General features: G+C 63.7%; 18 protein-coding genes. 14 read left to right on the plus strand and 4 right to left on the minus strand.

Going from position 1 to position 15795, the window contains the following annotated elements:
• Positions 1 to 37 precede the first annotated feature (37 nt).
• Positions 38 to 616 carry an FxDxF family PEP-CTERM protein gene (locus ACL58G_RS14975; RefSeq protein WP_440967592.1) on the minus strand — a complete coding sequence of 193 codons (579 nt, stop codon included), beginning with the start codon at positions 614 to 616 and terminating at the stop codon, positions 38 to 40.
• A 196-nt stretch (positions 617 to 812) separates the two neighbouring features.
• A complete protein-coding gene (locus ACL58G_RS14980) occupies positions 813 to 1643 on the minus strand; it encodes a PEP-CTERM sorting domain-containing protein (RefSeq protein ID WP_440967594.1) in 831 nt (276 codons plus the stop codon).
• Between the two features lie 435 nt (positions 1644 to 2078).
• Between ACL58G_RS14980 and aceA the strand changes: the two genes are divergently transcribed.
• From aceA to ACL58G_RS14995, 3 genes are all read left to right on the plus strand, one after another.
• Positions 2079 to 3377: an isocitrate lyase gene (gene aceA / locus ACL58G_RS14985; RefSeq protein WP_413341090.1), complete on the plus strand. Its 1299-nt coding sequence runs from the start codon at positions 2079 to 2081 to the stop codon at positions 3375 to 3377.
• 319 nt (positions 3378 to 3696) lie between these two features.
• The gene (locus tag ACL58G_RS14990; RefSeq protein WP_440967596.1) at positions 3697 to 4758 is read left to right on the plus strand and encodes a 23S rRNA (adenine(2030)-N(6))-methyltransferase RlmJ; all 1062 of its coding nucleotides are present in this window, start codon (positions 3697 to 3699) and stop codon (positions 4756 to 4758) included.
• Between the two features lie 163 nt (positions 4759 to 4921).
• Entirely contained in the window at positions 4922 to 6196 is a 1275-nt protein-coding gene (locus tag ACL58G_RS14995; protein WP_440967598.1) for an EAL and HDOD domain-containing protein, read from the plus strand.
• 3 nt (positions 6197 to 6199) lie between these two features.
• On the opposite strand, the gene ACL58G_RS15000 is transcribed toward ACL58G_RS14995, so the two are convergent.
• Complete coding sequence (locus ACL58G_RS15000; protein ID WP_440967599.1) at positions 6200 to 6952, minus strand: SAM-dependent methyltransferase; 753 nt, start codon at positions 6950 to 6952, stop codon at positions 6200 to 6202.
• Between the two features lie 5 nt (positions 6953 to 6957).
• Positions 6958 to 7563, minus strand: a complete 606-nt coding sequence (locus ACL58G_RS15005; protein WP_440967601.1) for a Maf-like protein — start codon at positions 7561 to 7563, stop codon at positions 6958 to 6960.
• A 105-nt stretch (positions 7564 to 7668) separates the two neighbouring features.
• Here ACL58G_RS15005 and ACL58G_RS15010 point away from each other — a divergent pair, with 105 nt between their 5' ends.
• The 11 genes from ACL58G_RS15010 to ACL58G_RS15060 all read left to right on the plus strand — a co-directional run bounded on the left by ACL58G_RS15010 (position 7669) and on the right by ACL58G_RS15060 (position 15752).
• Positions 7669 to 8166, plus strand: coding sequence for a YceD family protein (locus ACL58G_RS15010; protein ID WP_440967605.1), 498 nt, complete (start codon positions 7669 to 7671; stop codon positions 8164 to 8166).
• A 210-nt stretch (positions 8167 to 8376) separates the two neighbouring features.
• Positions 8377 to 8559 carry a 50S ribosomal protein L32 gene (gene rpmF, locus ACL58G_RS15015; RefSeq protein WP_005666806.1) on the plus strand — a complete coding sequence of 61 codons (183 nt, stop codon included), beginning with the start codon at positions 8377 to 8379 and terminating at the stop codon, positions 8557 to 8559.
• Positions 8560 to 8735: 176 nt separating this feature from the next.
• The gene (gene plsX / locus ACL58G_RS15020; RefSeq protein ID WP_413384720.1) at positions 8736 to 9776 is read left to right on the plus strand and encodes a phosphate acyltransferase PlsX; all 1041 of its coding nucleotides are present in this window, start codon (positions 8736 to 8738) and stop codon (positions 9774 to 9776) included.
• A 2-nt stretch (positions 9777 to 9778) separates the two neighbouring features.
• Entirely contained in the window at positions 9779 to 10759 is a 981-nt protein-coding gene (locus ACL58G_RS15025; RefSeq protein WP_413384722.1) for a beta-ketoacyl-ACP synthase III, read from the plus strand.
• Positions 10760 to 10790: 31 nt separating this feature from the next.
• Entirely contained in the window at positions 10791 to 11726 is a 936-nt protein-coding gene (gene fabD, locus ACL58G_RS15030; protein WP_440967608.1) for an ACP S-malonyltransferase, read from the plus strand.
• Between the two features lie 39 nt (positions 11727 to 11765).
• The gene (gene fabG, locus ACL58G_RS15035; RefSeq protein ID WP_440967610.1) at positions 11766 to 12503 is read left to right on the plus strand and encodes a 3-oxoacyl-ACP reductase FabG; all 738 of its coding nucleotides are present in this window, start codon (positions 11766 to 11768) and stop codon (positions 12501 to 12503) included.
• 142 nt (positions 12504 to 12645) lie between these two features.
• Positions 12646 to 12885 carry an acyl carrier protein gene (gene acpP, locus ACL58G_RS15040; protein WP_036168404.1) on the plus strand — a complete coding sequence of 80 codons (240 nt, stop codon included), beginning with the start codon at positions 12646 to 12648 and terminating at the stop codon, positions 12883 to 12885.
• Between the two features lie 25 nt (positions 12886 to 12910).
• A complete protein-coding gene (fabF, locus tag ACL58G_RS15045) occupies positions 12911 to 14155 on the plus strand; it encodes a beta-ketoacyl-ACP synthase II (protein ID WP_056137292.1) in 1245 nt (414 codons plus the stop codon).
• 84 nt (positions 14156 to 14239) lie between these two features.
• Positions 14240 to 14752: a hypothetical protein gene (locus ACL58G_RS15050; protein ID WP_440967613.1), complete on the plus strand. Its 513-nt coding sequence runs from the start codon at positions 14240 to 14242 to the stop codon at positions 14750 to 14752.
• 60 nt (positions 14753 to 14812) lie between these two features.
• Entirely contained in the window at positions 14813 to 15415 is a 603-nt protein-coding gene (rpoE, locus tag ACL58G_RS15055; RefSeq protein ID WP_413346238.1) for an RNA polymerase sigma factor RpoE, read from the plus strand.
• Between the two features lie 43 nt (positions 15416 to 15458).
• Positions 15459 to 15752 (plus strand): sigma-E factor negative regulatory protein, encoded by a 294-nt coding sequence (locus tag ACL58G_RS15060; protein ID WP_440967615.1) that lies wholly within the window; start codon positions 15459 to 15461, stop codon positions 15750 to 15752.
• Positions 15753 to 15795 lie beyond the last annotated feature (43 nt).

Consider the following 15795-nt stretch of genomic DNA (forward strand, 5'->3'; position numbering starts at 1 on the left):
GAAACGCCCTGCCGGCCAGCGCCGGCAGGGCGTTTTTTTACGCGCGCTTGCGGCGCGCCATGAAGCCGAGCAGGCCCAGGCCGCCGAGCATCAGCGCGTACGTCTGCGGTTCCGGCACGGCGGAGACCACGAGATGTTCGCCCATCAGGCTGCCGACCTTCTTATCGCCGTCCGCGCCGAACATGGTCACCTTGAGCTGGGGCGACGTCGCGTCGACATTGCCGCCAGAAAAGCTGAACTGGAACACCATGTCGTCCGTCAGGGCGACATGCGCGCCGGTATAGCACAGCGACGTGCCGGCATGGCCGCCGCCCGTGCAACCGTTCGCGTTCAGCTCGTTGCTGGACAGGGTCCAGTTCGACACGCCGCCCGGCGCTGCTGTGAGCGCCACGCTGTCGAAGCTGCCGAGGTCCTTCAGCTGCAGGGCGCCGAGCGACGAGGCACCGGCCCAGCTGCCGGTCGGGTTGGCGGCGTCGACCTCGAGGGTCAGCACGTTGCCGGACCAGGACGACGTAAAGTCGATGCCCTGGAATTCGATCGTGCCGGCCTGCGCCGACGCGAGCGTGCCCGCGCCCAGCAGCGCCGCCAGCAGGATAGTGCGGATGCGTGATGTCATGTTCTCTCTTTCTCCACAAAATGCAAGGACCCGGCGGCTCGCGTCCTGCGAGACCGACGGGCACATACGGATCAGATCCGTGCCGCAAGGGTAGAAGGGGGACCGATATGGCTCTGTTAGCCGACTAACTCATCGTTTGTAACAACAACGCCCCGCCGGGCGCTGGACCGGGCGGGGCGTTCGGGAGGAAGGACGTTCAGCGCGGGCGGCGGCGCAGCACGAGACCCATCAGGCCAAGGCCGCCCAGCAGCAGGGCGATGCTCTCCGGCTCCGGGACGTTCGTCGTGGCGGCGGGGTTGCCGGCCGGCGTTTGCACGACCTCGGGGCCGTCGATGGGCAGCGTCGACGGCAGGTCTTCCTGCGGCGGCAAGTCGGCCGGCGTGCCGGATGGGAAGGCGATTTCGGACGTGCCGGCCGGCGTTGTCGTGTCGGCCGTCGTGTTGGCCTGCGTGCCGGCGGACGTGGTCGGAGTGTCGGGGATGACCGGAACGACCGGCGTGACCGGCGCGGTCGGGGTGGACGGCGGCGTGGCCGGGGGCGATGCCGGCAGCACCTGCGACAACAGCGAGCCGACCTTGTTGCCCCGGGCATCGACGAACTCGACCTTCACGTGCGGCTCGTTCGTCGCGACGCTGGCGCCGTCGAACGTGAATTTGAACACCATGTCGTCGGCCAGCGCGATCTGCTGGCCGTAGAAGCACATGCGGCTCCCGGCCGCGCCGTTGCTCGTGCCGGAGCAGCCGGACGCTTTCAGTTCGGACGTCGACAGTTTCCATGCATCGGTCCCGCCCGGCCCGCCGTTTACGCTCACGCCGCTGTAAGTGCCCACACCCTTGATCGCCAGCGCAGCCAGGCCCGTTGCGCCGCTCCAGCCGCCGCTGCGCTTCGCGGCGTCGATTTCCAGCGTGAGCACATTGCCGCTCCAGTTCGACGTGAAAGTCACGCCTTCCGTCGTCAGGATACCGGCGTGGGCCGTCATCGTCATTGCGCCCAGCAGGGCGGCCAGCGCGGTCAATCGCAGTGTCATCGGGTGTCTCTTTCGGAAGTGCGGAAAATTGCTTTTAAGAATTTAATGATGGTGCTCGGAATTTATTCTCCCCCGATTTGATGTAAATCGTCAATTTGTGATTCTTTATGATGAGGGTTGTGTTGTTTAGTCAGGAAAAATTGTCAGATTTGCGGCAGTATTTACGAAGTACTTTGTGGAAACAACTCACCATATTTCACATTATGAAAACTTGTTCGTACATGTGAAAAGCGCACAAGAAGCGCTTGCCCGGCAGTTTCCATTGTGAGAAATTTGTTCTCGTATCATGAAATAATAAATGTAAGCATATGATTTTCAAGGAAATAAAAATTGTCATATGTCTTATATAAGAGTATTGGTGCTGCGCACAATCGGCGCTATCATGTTTCTAACGGAATCACTGTCCAACCCCGTCTTTTCAATCAGGAGAACGCCATGGCAACTCGTGAACAGCAAATCGCCGCCCTGCAACAGGATTGGGAGTCCAACCCGCGCTGGAAAGGTATCGTCCGCAATTACACGGCGGAAGATGTCGTACGGCTGCGAGGCTCCGTGCAGATCGAACATACGTTGGCGCGGCGCGGCGCCGAGAAGCTGTGGAACCTGATCAACAACGAGCCGTACGTGAACGCCCTGGGCGCGTTGACGGGCAACCAGGCCATGCAACAGGTCAAGGCCGGGCTGAAAGCCATCTACCTGTCGGGCTGGCAGGTCGCGGGCGACGCCAACCTCGCCGGCGAGATGTATCCGGACCAGTCGTTGTACCCGGCCAATTCGGTGCCGATGGTCGTCAAGCGCATCAACAACACGTTCCAGCGCGCGGACCAGATCCAGTGGTCGGAAGGCAAGGACGACGTCGATTACTTCGCCCCGATCGTGGCCGATGCGGAAGCGGGCTTCGGCGGCGTGCTGAATGCTTTCGAGCTGATGAAATCCATGATCGAAGCGGGCGCGGCCGGCGTGCACTTCGAAGACCAGCTGGCCTCCGTCAAGAAATGCGGCCACATGGGCGGCAAGGTGCTCGTGCCGACGCGCGAAGCCGTGGAAAAGCTGACGGCGGCCCGCCTGGCGGCCGACGTGATGGGCACGCCAACGATCCTCGTCGCCCGCACGGACGCCGAAGCGGCCGACCTGCTGACGGCCGACGTCGACGCGAACGACAAGCCGTTCTGCACGGGCGAGCGCACGGTGGAGGGTTTCTTCCGCGTGAAGCCGGGCGTCGACCAGGCGATCGCGCGCGGCCTCGCGTATGCGCCGTACGCCGACCTCGTGTGGTGCGAGACCGGGAAGCCGGACCTGGAATTCGCCAAACGCTTCGCCGACGCCATCCATGCGAAATTCCCGGGCAAGATGCTCGCGTATAACTGCTCGCCGTCGTTCAACTGGAAGAAGAACCTGGACGACGCGACGATCGCCAAGTTCCAGAAAGAGCTGGGCGCGATGGGCTACAAATTCCAGTTCATCACGCTGGCCGGCTTCCATGCGCTGAACTACAGCATGTTCAACCTGGCGCACGGCTATGCGCGCCGCGGCATGTCGGCCTTCGTCGAGTTGCAGGAAGCGGAATTCTCCGCCGCCGACAAGGGCTTCACGGCCGTCAAGCACCAGCGCGAAGTGGGCACCGGCTACTTCGACGCGGTGACCCAGACCATCCAGCAGCACCAGAGCTCGACGACGGCGCTGCACGGCTCGACCGAGGACGAACAATTCTTCGACGAGAAGAAAGTCGCCTGAGCGCCGGCGCGTAACCTTCCTCCACCCATCCTCGCGATGGTCTGCCGCAGTGGCCACAAGCCGCTGCGGCATTTTTATTTCCCAAAACCGGGGTCAGAGCCCGGTTTTGGGCAATTTCCTAAAAAAGGGATCTGACCCCGGTGTTTGTTGGGCCGAAAGCGTATCTGAGGGATAATGGCGGTCGGCCCGCGCGCGATCGCATGGCGGGCGCCGCATCAACCAGATTGGAATCTCTATGTTCAGCTACCGCCACGCCTTCCACGCGGGTAACCACGCCGATGTCCTGAAGCACTTTATTCAGGTTCAGTTGCACAAATACATGAACCAGAAAGACACGGCCTACACCTATATCGACACCCATGCCGGTGCCGGCGTGTACGCGCTCGACAGTGCGCAGGCGGTCAGGAGCGGCGAATACATCGACGGCATCGGGCGCCTGTGGGGGCGCGACGACCTGCCGCCGGCGCTGGCCGAGTACGTGGACCTCGTAGGCAAGTTGAACCCGAGCGGCAAGCTGCGCTGGTATCCCGGTTCGCCGTGGGTCGCGGATGCCGAGGCGCGCCTGGAGGATCGCCTCCGCCTGTTCGAACTGCATCCGGCCGACATCAGGGTGCTGGCGGAGAACGTCCGGAAGCTGGAGGCGCATCACGCGGAGCAGGGCGAACGTGCGCGTGGCCGCCGCATCCTCGTCGAGCACGCGGACGGTTTCCATGGCCTGAAAGCGCTGCTGCCGCCGCCGTCGCGGCGGGCGCTGGTGCTCATCGATCCGCCGTACGAAGTCAAGCTCGACTACAAGCACGTGCGCGACGCGCTGGACGAAGCGCTCAAGCGCTTCCCGGCGGGCATGTATGCGGTCTGGTATCCGGTGTTGCAGCGCATGGAATCGCGCCAGTTCGCCGATCGCCTGAAGCGCCTGCCGGCCAAGGAATGGCTGCACGTGACGTTGAGCGTCGCGGGTCCGCGCGCGGACGGCAACGGCCTGCACAGCAGCGGCATGTTCATCCTGAATCCGCCGTACACGCTGGAGGCGACGTTGCGCGAGACGATGCCGTATCTCGTGCAGGTGCTGGGCCAGGATGCCGGTGCAACGTTCCGTATCGAAAAAGGGACGCAGGTCACCGGCACGGTGCCGGCCCTGGGCGGTCCCCGCAAGCCGGTGGGCAATGCGCGCCGCGCGAGCCCGCTGTCCGGCGCCGGCAGCCTGCGCCTGCCGGGCCAGCCGTTCGGCGACGATCCACGTGCGCGCAAGGAAGGCGAGGGCACCGAAGGACGTGCACGCACCCCGCGCGCGGAAGCCAAACCGGCTCCGCGCACCCCGCGCACGGAAGCCAAACCGACTCCGCGCGGCCCCGCCAAGCGTAACGGCTCGGGCCGTTCCTGATCCTTTTCGCATCGATCGTTTCTGGCAAGCACATCTATGTCTGAAACGTTTTGATACGATGTCGAAATGTAAAGACTTCCCGTTTGTAGTATAGTCGGACCGGTATTCCGGCCAGACCGGGTCCGGCACGCATGGTGCGTGCCGTCGTTTCAGGAGTTTTTACATGCAAGCGGTAGCAACGGCAGCCACGTCCACGCCGTCCGACGAATTCTTTTTGGCGCGCCAGCCCATCCTCGGGCGCGACCAGAAACTGGTGGCGTTCGAGTTGCTGTTTCGCGCCGCGCCGGAGCATGAGGACGCGCAGCTGACCGATTATGCCGCCGCCACCGCCGCCGTGATCTCCCATGCGTCGCAGCTGGGGATGAAGCAGGTGGTGGGCGAGCAGGTTGCCTTCGTCAATGTCGACGAGGTGGTGCTGATGAGCGATTTCGTCCGATTCCTGCCTCCCGATAAGGTCATTCTGGAAATTCTGGAAACCGTCCGCCCCACCACGGCCTTGCTGGCCCGTGTGCGGGAGTTGAAAGAGCTCGGCTTCAAGTTCGCACTCGACGATGTTATAGGCCATTCTGAGCAGGTAAGCAAGCTGATGAGCCTCGTGGACATCATCAAGATCGACTTGCAGGGCGTCGGGCGCGGCGAGCTCGCCGAACTCGTCCGCACCCTGCGCGGACCGCATCAGAAGCTGCTGGCGGAAAAGGTCGAGACGATCGAGGAATTCGAGTTATGCCTGGAACTCGGCTTCGAATACTTCCAGGGCTATTATTTTGCGCGTCCTGCGATCCTGTCCGGCAAGAAGATCACGCCGTCCGAGCTGGGGCTGCTGCGCCTGTTCGACCTCATTCATTCGCAAGCCGACAACGACGCGATCGAGGCGGCCGTCAAGCGCGACCCGTTGCTGAGCCTGAACCTGCTGCGCCTCGTGAACGGCCACCTGGCCGGCACCGGCGCGCCGCACGTCGAGTCGATTTCGCAGGCGCTCGTCCAGCTCGGCCGCAGCCAGTTGCAGCGCTGGGTGCAGATCCTGTTGTACAGCGGCCCGGAGGGGCACGTCGAACTGAATTCGCCGTTGCTGCAGATGGCGACGACGCGCGGCCGCCTGCTCGAGCTGATGACGCTGACCCTGCGTCCGGGCGACGTGGCCGGCGCGAATACTGCCTTTACGGTCGGCATCATGTCGTTGATGGATGCGCTGTTCGACGTGCCGATGCGCGAGATCCTCGACAAGGTCGACCTGTCGCGCGAGGTCCGCGCCGCACTGATGGAGCGCGACGGCGACTACGGTACCATGCTGAGCGTGGCGGAAGCGCTGGAACATGCGGATCCGGGCCTCAACCTGGCGGCCGCGCTGGACCGGCTCGGGCTGTCGGTGAAGCAGGTGCGCGACATCGAACTGGCCGCGTTCGGCTGGGTGCGCGAACTCGGCGCCGAAGTGCACTGACCTCTACGGTTGCGCGAGGAACAGGAAGACGGTCGGCTTCTTGTGGAAATCCGGCGCCTTGCCGGCAGCCAGTTGCGCCTTCCATTTCGCGGCCGTTTGCGTCCGCACGGTTTCCGTCGCCAGCGACAGATCGGTCGCCACGCACACCAGCGTGCCCGGCTGGCAGCTGGCGACGAGGGCTTCCAGCATCGCGCCGTTGCGATATGGCGTCTCGATCAGCAACTGCGTCTGTTTCTCGCTGCGCGAGCGCTGCTCCAGTTGCTGGATGCGCTTGGTGCGCTGGCCGGCGTCCGTCGGCAGATAGCCGTTGAATGCGAAGCTCTGGCCGTTCAGGCCGCTCGCCATCACGGCCAGCAGCAGCGACGACGGCCCCACGAGCGGACGCACGGGCACGCCGTGCTGGTGCGCCAGTCGGACGAGGTCGGCACCTGGGTCGGCGACGGCCGGCACGCCCGCTTCCGACACGAGGCCCGCATCGCGTCCCTCCAGCAGGGGGGCGAGCAGCGCGGCCAGCGCCTGCTGCGGCGTGTTCACATTGAGTTCCGCGATCTGGATCTCTTGCAGCGGGCGTGCGAGGGGGTGGTCGATGCCGACCAGTTTCAGGAAGGCGCGCGCCGTCTTGGCGTTCTCGGCGACAAAGTACTCGAGCTTGCTGGCGATGTCCTGCACCTGCTCGGGCAGGATGTGGGACAGCGCGTGCGGTGCGGCCTCGGTGGGGCCGAGGGTGTTCGGGATCAGGTAGAGCGTACCGGGCATGGTTGTTATTGTTGGCGATTAAAAAATGGCATGCCGGCGCGGCGCAGCATGCCGGTCAGGGCGATCAGGGGCAGGCCGGTGAGGGCGGTCGGGTCGCTGCTGTCGATGCGTTCGAGCAGGGCGATGCCGAGTCCTTCGTTCTTGGCGCTGCCGGCGCAGTCGTAAGGCTGCTCGATATGCAGGTAGGCGTCCAGCTCGGCATCCGGGAGGTCGCGGAACGTCACGAACACCTGGACATTCTCGACCTGCGCCGTGCCGGTTCTCCCGTCCCACAGGCACAGGGCCGTATGGAATATGACGCGGCGGCCGCGCATCATCCGCAATTGGGCGAGGGCGCGCGCGTGGTCGCCCGGCTTGCCGATCTGGATGCCGTCCAGCGTGGCCACCTGGTCCGAGCCGATCACCAGGGCACCGGGGTTCTTGAGGGCGACGGCCGCGGCTTTCTCGCGCGCCAGCCGCAGCGCCGTCGCTTCCGGCGTTTCATTCGGATGCGGGGTCTCGTCGATGTCGGGCGAGATCGTTTCGAACGGCAGGTGCAGGCGACCCAGCAGCTCGCGCCGGTAGGCGGAGCCGGAGGCCAGGATGAGGCGCGGAAAGGTGGAGCTTGGCATCGATTTTCGTAAATAAAACAGGAAGATAGTGCTTTGTGAGGAAGTCTTTGACTACGCGGGCAGAAGCCTGCTATTATCGCAGGTTTTCCGGGGATGTTTTTCCAAATGAGCGCTTTTGTCATCGACGCCTTTGAGTTTTGTCGGAACAACGGCCATCGTGAAGGCGTCACGCCGGTGGCGGAAATGAACCGCCTGGCGGCCGATTGCGCCGACAAGTCCGGCGAGATCGCGTGGTCCATCGACGGCGGCCAGACCCGGCAAGGGTATCCGATGTTGACGTTGTCCGTCTCCGGTACCGTGCAACTGGTCTGCCAGCGCTGCCTGACCCCGTTCGGCTACGAGCTCGATTCGTCGACCGTGCTGGTGCTGGGCAAGGACGACCAGGAAGCGGACGAGATCGAGGAAATCCTCGACGATGAAAGTATCGACGTGATCGTCGGCAGCCATACCTGCGACATCCGCGATCTGCTGGAAGATGAAGCCCTGCTGGCCCTGCCGCAGGCACCGAAACACGAGGTGTGCCCCGATACCAGGCTGCTGGACGCGATCAAGTCCGAGAAGGTATCGCCGTTCGCGGCACTGAAGAACCTCAAATCTGAATAAAAGAATTGCAGTGGGTGTCGCCTCCGGGTAGCATTCGCAGCGTCAAAACGTGTCAAACGCGTGCAGCTCGAGTATTGAGTCATCGTTGTAAGGCAGCGTTAAACATGTCGGCAATGGCAGCCCCAACGTTATTGCTGCTGGGATACTCGATGCGCATGTACTTGCAAGTCGAATGTGTTAGAATTTTAGAACTTAAGTTTAGGAGTCATCATGGCAGTTCAACAGAATAAGAAGTCCCCGTCGAAGCGCGGCATGCACCGTTCGCACGATTTCCTGACCGCCCCGAACCTGGCAGTCGAGCCGACCACCGGCGAAACGCACCTGCGTCACCACATCAGCCCGAACGGTTTCTACCGTGGCCGTAAAGTGCTCAAGACCAAGAACGACGAGTAATCGACGTCTTGCTGTTTTGTTCCATGAAAGCGGTGCAACGTATGTCGAATGCGTGGCGCCGCTTTTTCTTTTGCGGTAACTCCGTCATTTACCATCCCGCTGACTCGGCTCGCAGTGTACCCCGCCGAGACCACGCCGCCGCCGGCCGACCTTGAGCCCGCGGTTCATTCCGACAAATGACAATCAAAATTTCCATCGACTGCATGGGCGGCGACCACGGCCCCGCCGTGACCATCCCGGCAGCCCTCGCATTCCTCAAGCGCGAACCCGACGCCGAGCTGATCCTCGTCGGTCAGGAAGAGCTGGTCCGCGCTGAACTCAAGAAACATCATGCGGGCGACAACCCCCGCCTGACCGTCCGCCACGCCTCCGAAGTGGTCGCGATGGACGATCCCGTCGAAGTCGCCCTGCGCCGCAAGAAAGACTCGTCGATGCGCGTGGCGATCGAGCTCGTCAAGGACGGCAGCGCCGACGTCTGCGTCTCCGCCGGCAATACGGGCGCGCTGATGGCCATCTCGCGTTATGTCCTGAAGACCATGGCCGACGTCGACCGTCCGGCCATCTGCTCGATCCTGCCGAACCAGAAGGGCGGTCCGACGTACATGCTCGACCTGGGCGCCAACGTCGATTGCGAGCCCCATCACCTGCACCAGTTCGCCATCATGGGCGCCGTGCTGTTCGAAGCGATGGAACACCGCCGCCCGAGCATCGGCTTGCTGAACGTCGGCACGGAAGAGATCAAGGGCAATGAAGTGGTCAAGGCCACCGCACCCCTGCTGCGGGCCGACCATGAACGCGGCGTGCTGAATTTCCATGGCAACGTGGAAGGTAACGATATCTTCAAGGGCACGGTCGACGTCGTCGTGTGCGACGGGTTCGTCGGCAACGTGACCCTGAAGGCGATCGAGGGCCTGTCGCGTTTCGTCAAATCGGTGTTCCTCGAAACGACCATGTCGAAGATCGGCGCCCTGTTCGCGCGCAAATCGCTCAAGAAGCTGAACCCCGAAAGTTATAACGGTGCCGGCCTGCTGGGCCTGAAAGGCCTGGTCTTCAAGAGCCATGGCGGCGCCAATGCCTACGCCTACGAGTGGGCACTTCGACGCGCTTTTGACGCGGCGAAATATAATGTGCAAGCGCAACTCTCGACCTTGATCGCCGAAATGTTGCCGCAAGCTCCCAATCCGGAAGCGCCAGGCTCAACTATTCAGCAGGGTTAGCAATGACTTACAGCAAAATCATCGGTACCGGCAGCTACCTGCCCGCGCAGCGTGTCACCAACGACGACCTCGCGGCGCAGCTCGCCACCAAGGGGATCGAAACCTCGGACGAGTGGATCGTGTCCCGCAGCGGCATCTCCGCCCGCCACTACGCCGCGCCCGACGAAAACGCGTCGGACCTGGCCGTGAACGCGGCACGCAAGGCGCTCGAAGCGTCCGGCCTCGAAGCCGAGCAGATCGACCTGATCATCGTCGCCACGTCGACGCCGGATTATTTCGGCAGCTTTCCGAGCACGGCGTGCATCGTCCAGAACAAGCTGGGCATGCGCAACAACAGCGCCGCGTTCGACATGGGCGCCGTGTGCTCGGGCTTCGTCTACGCGATGGCGACGGCCGATGCCTTCATCAAGGCCGGCAACGCGAAGAACGTGCTCGTGATCGGCACGGAAGTGTTCTCGCGCATCCTCGACTTCGATGACCGCAGCACCTGCGTGCTGTTCGGCGACGGCGCCGGCGCCGTCGTGCTGGCCGCGTCCGGGGAGCCGGGCCTGCTGGCCGTCAAGCTGCATGCCGACGGCAGCCATGGCCACATCCTGTGCGGTCCCGCGAACCCGTCGAACCAGGCCGCGAACCAGAAATTCCTGTACATGGATGGCCCGGCCGTCTTCAAGCTGGCCGTCTCCGTGCTGGAAAAGGTCGCCAACGAAGCGCTGGCGCATGCGCAGATGCCGGCGGGCGACATCGACTGGCTGATCCCGCACCAGGCCAACCTGCGCATCATGGCGGGCACCGCGAAGAAACTCGGGCTCCCGACCGACAAAATGGTCGTGACCGTCAACGAACACGGCAACACGTCGGCCGCGTCGATCCCGCTGGCGCTCGATGTCGCGGTGCGCGACGGCCGCATCAAGCCGGGCCACAATGTCATGATGGAAGGCGTCGGTGGCGGCTTTACCTGGGGTGCCGTGCTGGCGCGCATGTAATAACAAGACAAAAACACGCTAAGAGGAATCGATGAGCAAATTCGCATTTCTGTTTACCGGCCAGGGCGCGCAAGCCGTCGGCATGCTGAACGGCTTCGCCGGGAACCCGGTCGTCGCACAGACCGTCGCCGAGGCGTCGGAAGCGCTGGGCCAGGACCTCGGCAAGCTGATCGCCGAAGGTCCGAAGGAAGACCTGGACCTGACCACCAACACGCAGCCCGTGATGCTGACGGCCGCCGTCGCCGTCTATCGTGCGTGGATCGCCGCGGGCGGCCCCAGGCCGGCCGTCGTCGCCGGCCACAGCCTCGGCGAATACTCGGCACTCGTCGCCGCCGGCGTGATCGACTTCAAGGATGCCGTGCCGCTCGTGCGCTTCCGTGCGCAAGCCATGCAGGATGCGGTGCCGGTCGGGCACGGTGGCATGGCCGTGATCCTCGGCCTGTCGGCCGACGACGTGCGTGCCGTGTGCGCGGAGGCTGAGCAGGGTGAAGTGGTGGAAGCCGTGAACTTCAACGAGCCGACGCAGATCGTGATCGCGGGCCACACGGCCGCCGTCGAGCGCGCGTGCGACATCGCCAAGGCCAAGGGCGCCAAGCGCGCCATGAAGCTGGCCGTGTCGGCGCCGTTCCACTCGTCGCTGCTGAAGCCGGCGTCGGACCGCCTGCGCGACTACATGGCCACCCTGAACTTTGCCGCCCCGCAGATCGACTTGATCAACAACGTCGACGTGGCTATCCTGAACGATCCCGCCGCGATCAAGGACGCGCTGGTGCGCCAGGCGGCCGGTCCCGTGCGCTGGGTCGAGACCATGCAGAAAATGGCGGCCGACGGCGTGACGCAAGTCATCGAATGCGCGCCGAGCAAGACCCTGATCGGCATGGCCAAGCGGATCGATCCGGTGCTGGTGGGCGAAGCCCTCGTCGACCAGGCATCGCTGGAGCGCGTGCTCGCCGCCGTCCAGGGCTGAGTGCCGCCGCATCCCCCCGTTAGAGAAAAAGAGGACTCAATGAACCTGCAAAACCAAGTCGCCCTCGTCACCGGCGCCTCGCGCGGCATCGGCAAGGCCATCGCACTCGAACTGGCCCGCCAGGGCGCCAAGGTCGTCGGCACCGCCACCACCGAAGCGGGCGCGGAAGCCATCGGCGCCTACCTCGCCGAGTTCGGCGGCAAGGGCGTCGTGCTGAACGTCACCGACGCCGCCCAGTGCGCCGCCGTCATCGACGACATCACGAAGAACGTCGGCCCGATCGGCATCCTCGTCAACAATGCCGGCATCACCCAGGATCAACTGGCGATGCGCATGAAGGACGAAGAGTGGGACAACGTGATCGCCACCAACCTGACGGCCGTCGGCCGCCTGTCGCGCGCGGTGCTGCGCGGGATGATGAAGGCAAAGCAGGGGCGTATCATCAACATCACGTCCGTCGTGGGCGCGGCCGGCAACCCGGGCCAGATGAATTACGCGGCGGCGAAGGCCGGCGTGGCCGGCATGACCCGCGCGCTGGCGCGCGAGATCGGCAGCCGCAACATCACGGTCAACTGCGTGGCGCCGGGCTTCATCGACACCGACATGACCAAGGCACTGGGCGAAGGCCAGCACGAAGCGCTGCTGACGCAGATCCCGCTGGGCCGCCTGGGCGCGCCGGAAGATATCGCGTACGCGGTCGCCTTCCTGGCGGGGCCGCAGGCCGCCTACATCACGGGCACGGAACTGCACGTGAACGGCGGCATGTACATGAGCTGATGGGCATCCTTTAATTAGAGATCTCGGCAGTTCGCAGTAGTTTCGACCGTTTTAGCGTCAGACGCTGAAAATAGTTTTTCAACGCGCAAACCCTGATAAAATGCGCGCACTTTCCGCAACACATACCTAATGGAGCCATAACATGTCGGATATCGAACAACGCGTTAAAAAAATCGTCGCTGAGCAACTGGGCGTTGCCGAAGCAGACATCAAAATCGATTCCTCGTTCGTTGACGACCTCGGCGCTGACTCGCTGGACACCGTGGAACTGGTGATGGCCCTGGAAGACGAATTCGAAATGGAAATCCCGGACGAGCAGGCCGAGAAGATCACGACCGTTCGCCAGGCTATCGAGTACGCACAGGCTCACGTCAAGGCCTAAGCTTTCAGGATTTCAGGAGAAGCGCTTGAGTTCACGCAACCGTCGTGTCGTAGTGACCGGCCTGGGTTGCATCTCTCCGATCGGCAACACCATTGCCGACGCGTGGGAGGCAGCACTGGCGGGCAAGTCGGGTATTGCCAACATCACCAAGTTCGACGCAACGCCATTCTCGACCCGCTTCGCGGGCGAGGTGAAGAACTTTAACGTCGAGGATTACCTGCCGGGCAAGGAAGGCCGTCACATGGATACGTTCATCCATTTCGGCATGGCCGCCGGCATCCAGGCGTTACAGGATTCGGGCATTGTCGTCACCGACGACAATCGCGATCGTATCGGCGTGCTCGTGGGTTCCGGCATCGGCGGTCTGCCGATGATCGAAGACACGAAGGCGGAGTACGACAGCCGCGGCCCGCGCCGCATCTCGCCGTTCTTCGTCCCGGCGTCGATCATCAACATGATCTCGGGCGACCTGTCGATCAAGTTCGGCCTGCGTGGTCCGAACCTCGCCATCGTGACCGCCTGCACGACCGGACTGCACTGCATCGGCCAGGCAGCCCGCCTGATCGAGTACGGCGACGCCGACGTGATGATCGCCGGCGGTGCGGAATCGACCGTGTCGCCGCTGGGCCTGGGCGGTTTCGCCTCGGCACGCGCGCTGTCGTCGCGCAATGATGATCCGGCCACGGCCTCGCGTCCGTGGGACCGCGACCGCGACGGCTTCGTGCTGGGCGAGGGCGCGGGCGTGATGGTGCTCGAAGAGTATGAACACGCCAAGGCGCGCGGCGCGAAGATCTATGCGGAAGTCGTCGGCTTCGGCATGAGCGCGGACGCGAACCACATCACGGCACCGCTCGAGGATGGCAGCGGCGCATCGCGCTGCATGGTCGCCGCGATGCAGTACGCGGGCATCAACCCGGACCAGGTGCAGTACGTGAACGCGCACGGCACGTCGACCCCCGTGGGCGACGTGGCGGAAGTGAAGGGCATCAAGCGCACCTTCGGCGACCATGCGAACAAGCTGGTCGTCAACTCCACCAAGTCGATGACGGGCCACCTGCTGGGTGGCGCGGGCGGCCTGGAGTCGGTGTTCACCGTGCTCGCGATTCACAACCAGGTCTCGCCGCCGACGATCAACATCTTCAACCAGGATCCGGAATGCGACCTGGACTTCTGCGCCAACACGGCACGGGACATGAAGATCGATTACGCGGTGAAAAACTCCTTCGGTTTCGGCGGTACCAACGGCACGCTGGTCTTCGCCAAGATCTAACGATCGCGCAATAGCCGAACTTTCGGACGCCCATTCCTGTCCAAGGAATGGGCGTTTGTCATTTCTGGCCTCCTCAAATTCTAATTGGAAACACCCATGTCGATCGCGGTGTCCGTGCTCGTCAGGCCGTCGCGCATCCAGCGGTTCGTATGGGGTGGCTGCGGCCTGGCCCTTCTCGCGTCTGCGCTGGCCATCGGGCTCGCGGCGCCTGGGCAGGTCCGCCTCGCGCCCCTCGTCGCGGCGGCGCTGGCGGCCGCCGGCAGCGCCGTGCTGGGCGCGGCGGCCCTTCCTTCAAAGACGCACCGGATTGATATTTCTGGAACCGGCGACTTGCGCGTAACGGTACAACAGGACGTGGGCCTGCCGCCGGAGGGCAATGCGGTCCTGCTGCCCGGATCGGTCGTCTGGCCGATGCTGATGGTGTTGCGGTACGCCGCGCCGGGCACGGGACCACGCGTCCTGTACGTGTGGCGCGACAGCGTCGACGCCGCGGTGTGGCGCGCGCTGGCCGTCGCGCTGGCAGTGGTCGGCCGGCGCGGACATGCAGACGAAGGATGCGAAGACACGACGAACTCATTGCAGCGGACCAACTCTTAAGGAAACGTGCACACCGTTTCCGTCTAACAGGGACGCCGCCGCAGCCAACGGGGCATTGCAGTGACGACCGAACGCGAATGTGATCAACTGCTGGTTGAGCGCGTCCAGGCGGGCGATCGCGGAGCGTTCGACCTGCTGGTGGCGAAATACCAGCGTCGCCTGATGCGGCTCGTGTCGCGCCTCGTGCACGATCCGGCCGAGGCGGAAGACGTGGTGCAGGAAACCTTTATCAAGGCATTCCGTGCACTGCGCCATTTCCGCGGCGATTCCGCGTTTTATACATGGCTATATCGAATAGGAATTAATACGGCAAAGAATTTCCTGGTAACGCAAGGCAGGCGCGCGCCGACCTCGACGGAAGCCGATGCCGAACGTGCGGAAGGATTTGACGACGCAGATAGCTTGCGAGACATTAATACACCGGAGTCAATGTTGGCCAGCAAGCAGATCGCCTATACCGTGAATGCGGCCATGGAAGCCTTGCCGCTGGAATTGAGGACCGCGATCGTCCTGCGCGAAATAGAAGGTTTAAGCTACGAGGAAATCTCCGAAGTGATGGCGTGTCCAATCGGGACGGTGCGGAGCCGGATTTTCCGGGCGCGCGAAGTCATCGCCGAGAAATTGCGGCCCTTGCTGGATATCTCTGCGGACAAACGTCGGTAGGTAGCGATATGAAGACAAAGTTTTACGTACCGGCGTGATGGCTATGGACACGAACAAGAAAAACCGTGAACTCATCTCGGCGCTGAGCGATGGCGAGATCCCGGACGTCGACCGGGAACTGGCGCTCGCCGCCCTCGACACGCCGGAGGGCCGGCAGGCCTGGGCGCTCTTCCACCAGATCGGCGACGTCCTGCGCGCGGATCCCGCGACCGACCTGTCGCCCGGTTTCGCGGAACGCATGGCCGCCCGCCTCGAGGCCGAACCGCTGCCGGGCAAGCGCGCGGCCGTCGTCGCCGACGCCGCCGGCCAGGCGACCGTCGCCGCCGACCCCACCTGAGCCGCCCGGCTCGTTACGCCGCACCGCCTGATGCCTGCGCGGG

This window comes from Massilia sp. GER05 (genome assembly GCF_052056005.1).
Lineage (GTDB): Bacteria > Pseudomonadota > Gammaproteobacteria > Burkholderiales > Burkholderiaceae_D > Telluria > Telluria orientalis.

Bases quoted from the DNA above. Each gene is read 5' to 3' on its own strand.
- ACL58G_RS14975 (WP_440967592.1), bottom strand. From the start codon at position 616: ATGACATCACGCATCCGCACTATCCTGCTGGCGGCGCTGCTGGGCGCG.
- ACL58G_RS14980 (WP_440967594.1), bottom strand. From the start codon at position 1,643: ATGACACTGCGATTGACCGCGCTGGCCGCCCTGCTGGGCGCAATGACG.
- aceA (WP_413341090.1), top strand. From the start codon at position 2,079: ATGGCAACTCGTGAACAGCAAATCGCCGCCCTGCAACAGGATTGGGAG.
- ACL58G_RS14990 (WP_440967596.1), top strand. From the start codon at position 3,697: ATGAACCAGAAAGACACGGCCTACACCTATATCGACACCCATGCCGGT.
- ACL58G_RS14995 (WP_440967598.1), top strand. From the start codon at position 4,922: ATGCAAGCGGTAGCAACGGCAGCCACGTCCACGCCGTCCGACGAATTC.
- ACL58G_RS15000 (WP_440967599.1), bottom strand. From the start codon at position 6,952: ATGCCCGGTACGCTCTACCTGATCCCGAACACCCTCGGCCCCACCGAG.
- ACL58G_RS15005 (WP_440967601.1), bottom strand. From the start codon at position 7,563: ATGCCAAGCTCCACCTTTCCGCGCCTCATCCTGGCCTCCGGCTCCGCC.
- ACL58G_RS15010 (WP_440967605.1), top strand. From the start codon at position 7,669: ATGAGCGCTTTTGTCATCGACGCCTTTGAGTTTTGTCGGAACAACGGC.
- rpmF (WP_005666806.1), top strand. From the start codon at position 8,377: ATGGCAGTTCAACAGAATAAGAAGTCCCCGTCGAAGCGCGGCATGCAC.
- plsX (WP_413384720.1), top strand. From the start codon at position 8,736: ATGACAATCAAAATTTCCATCGACTGCATGGGCGGCGACCACGGCCCC.
- ACL58G_RS15025 (WP_413384722.1), top strand. From the start codon at position 9,779: ATGACTTACAGCAAAATCATCGGTACCGGCAGCTACCTGCCCGCGCAG.
- fabD (WP_440967608.1), top strand. From the start codon at position 10,791: ATGAGCAAATTCGCATTTCTGTTTACCGGCCAGGGCGCGCAAGCCGTC.
- fabG (WP_440967610.1), top strand. From the start codon at position 11,766: ATGAACCTGCAAAACCAAGTCGCCCTCGTCACCGGCGCCTCGCGCGGC.
- acpP (WP_036168404.1), top strand. From the start codon at position 12,646: ATGTCGGATATCGAACAACGCGTTAAAAAAATCGTCGCTGAGCAACTG.
- ACL58G_RS15060 (WP_440967615.1), top strand. From the start codon at position 15,459: ATGGACACGAACAAGAAAAACCGTGAACTCATCTCGGCGCTGAGCGAT.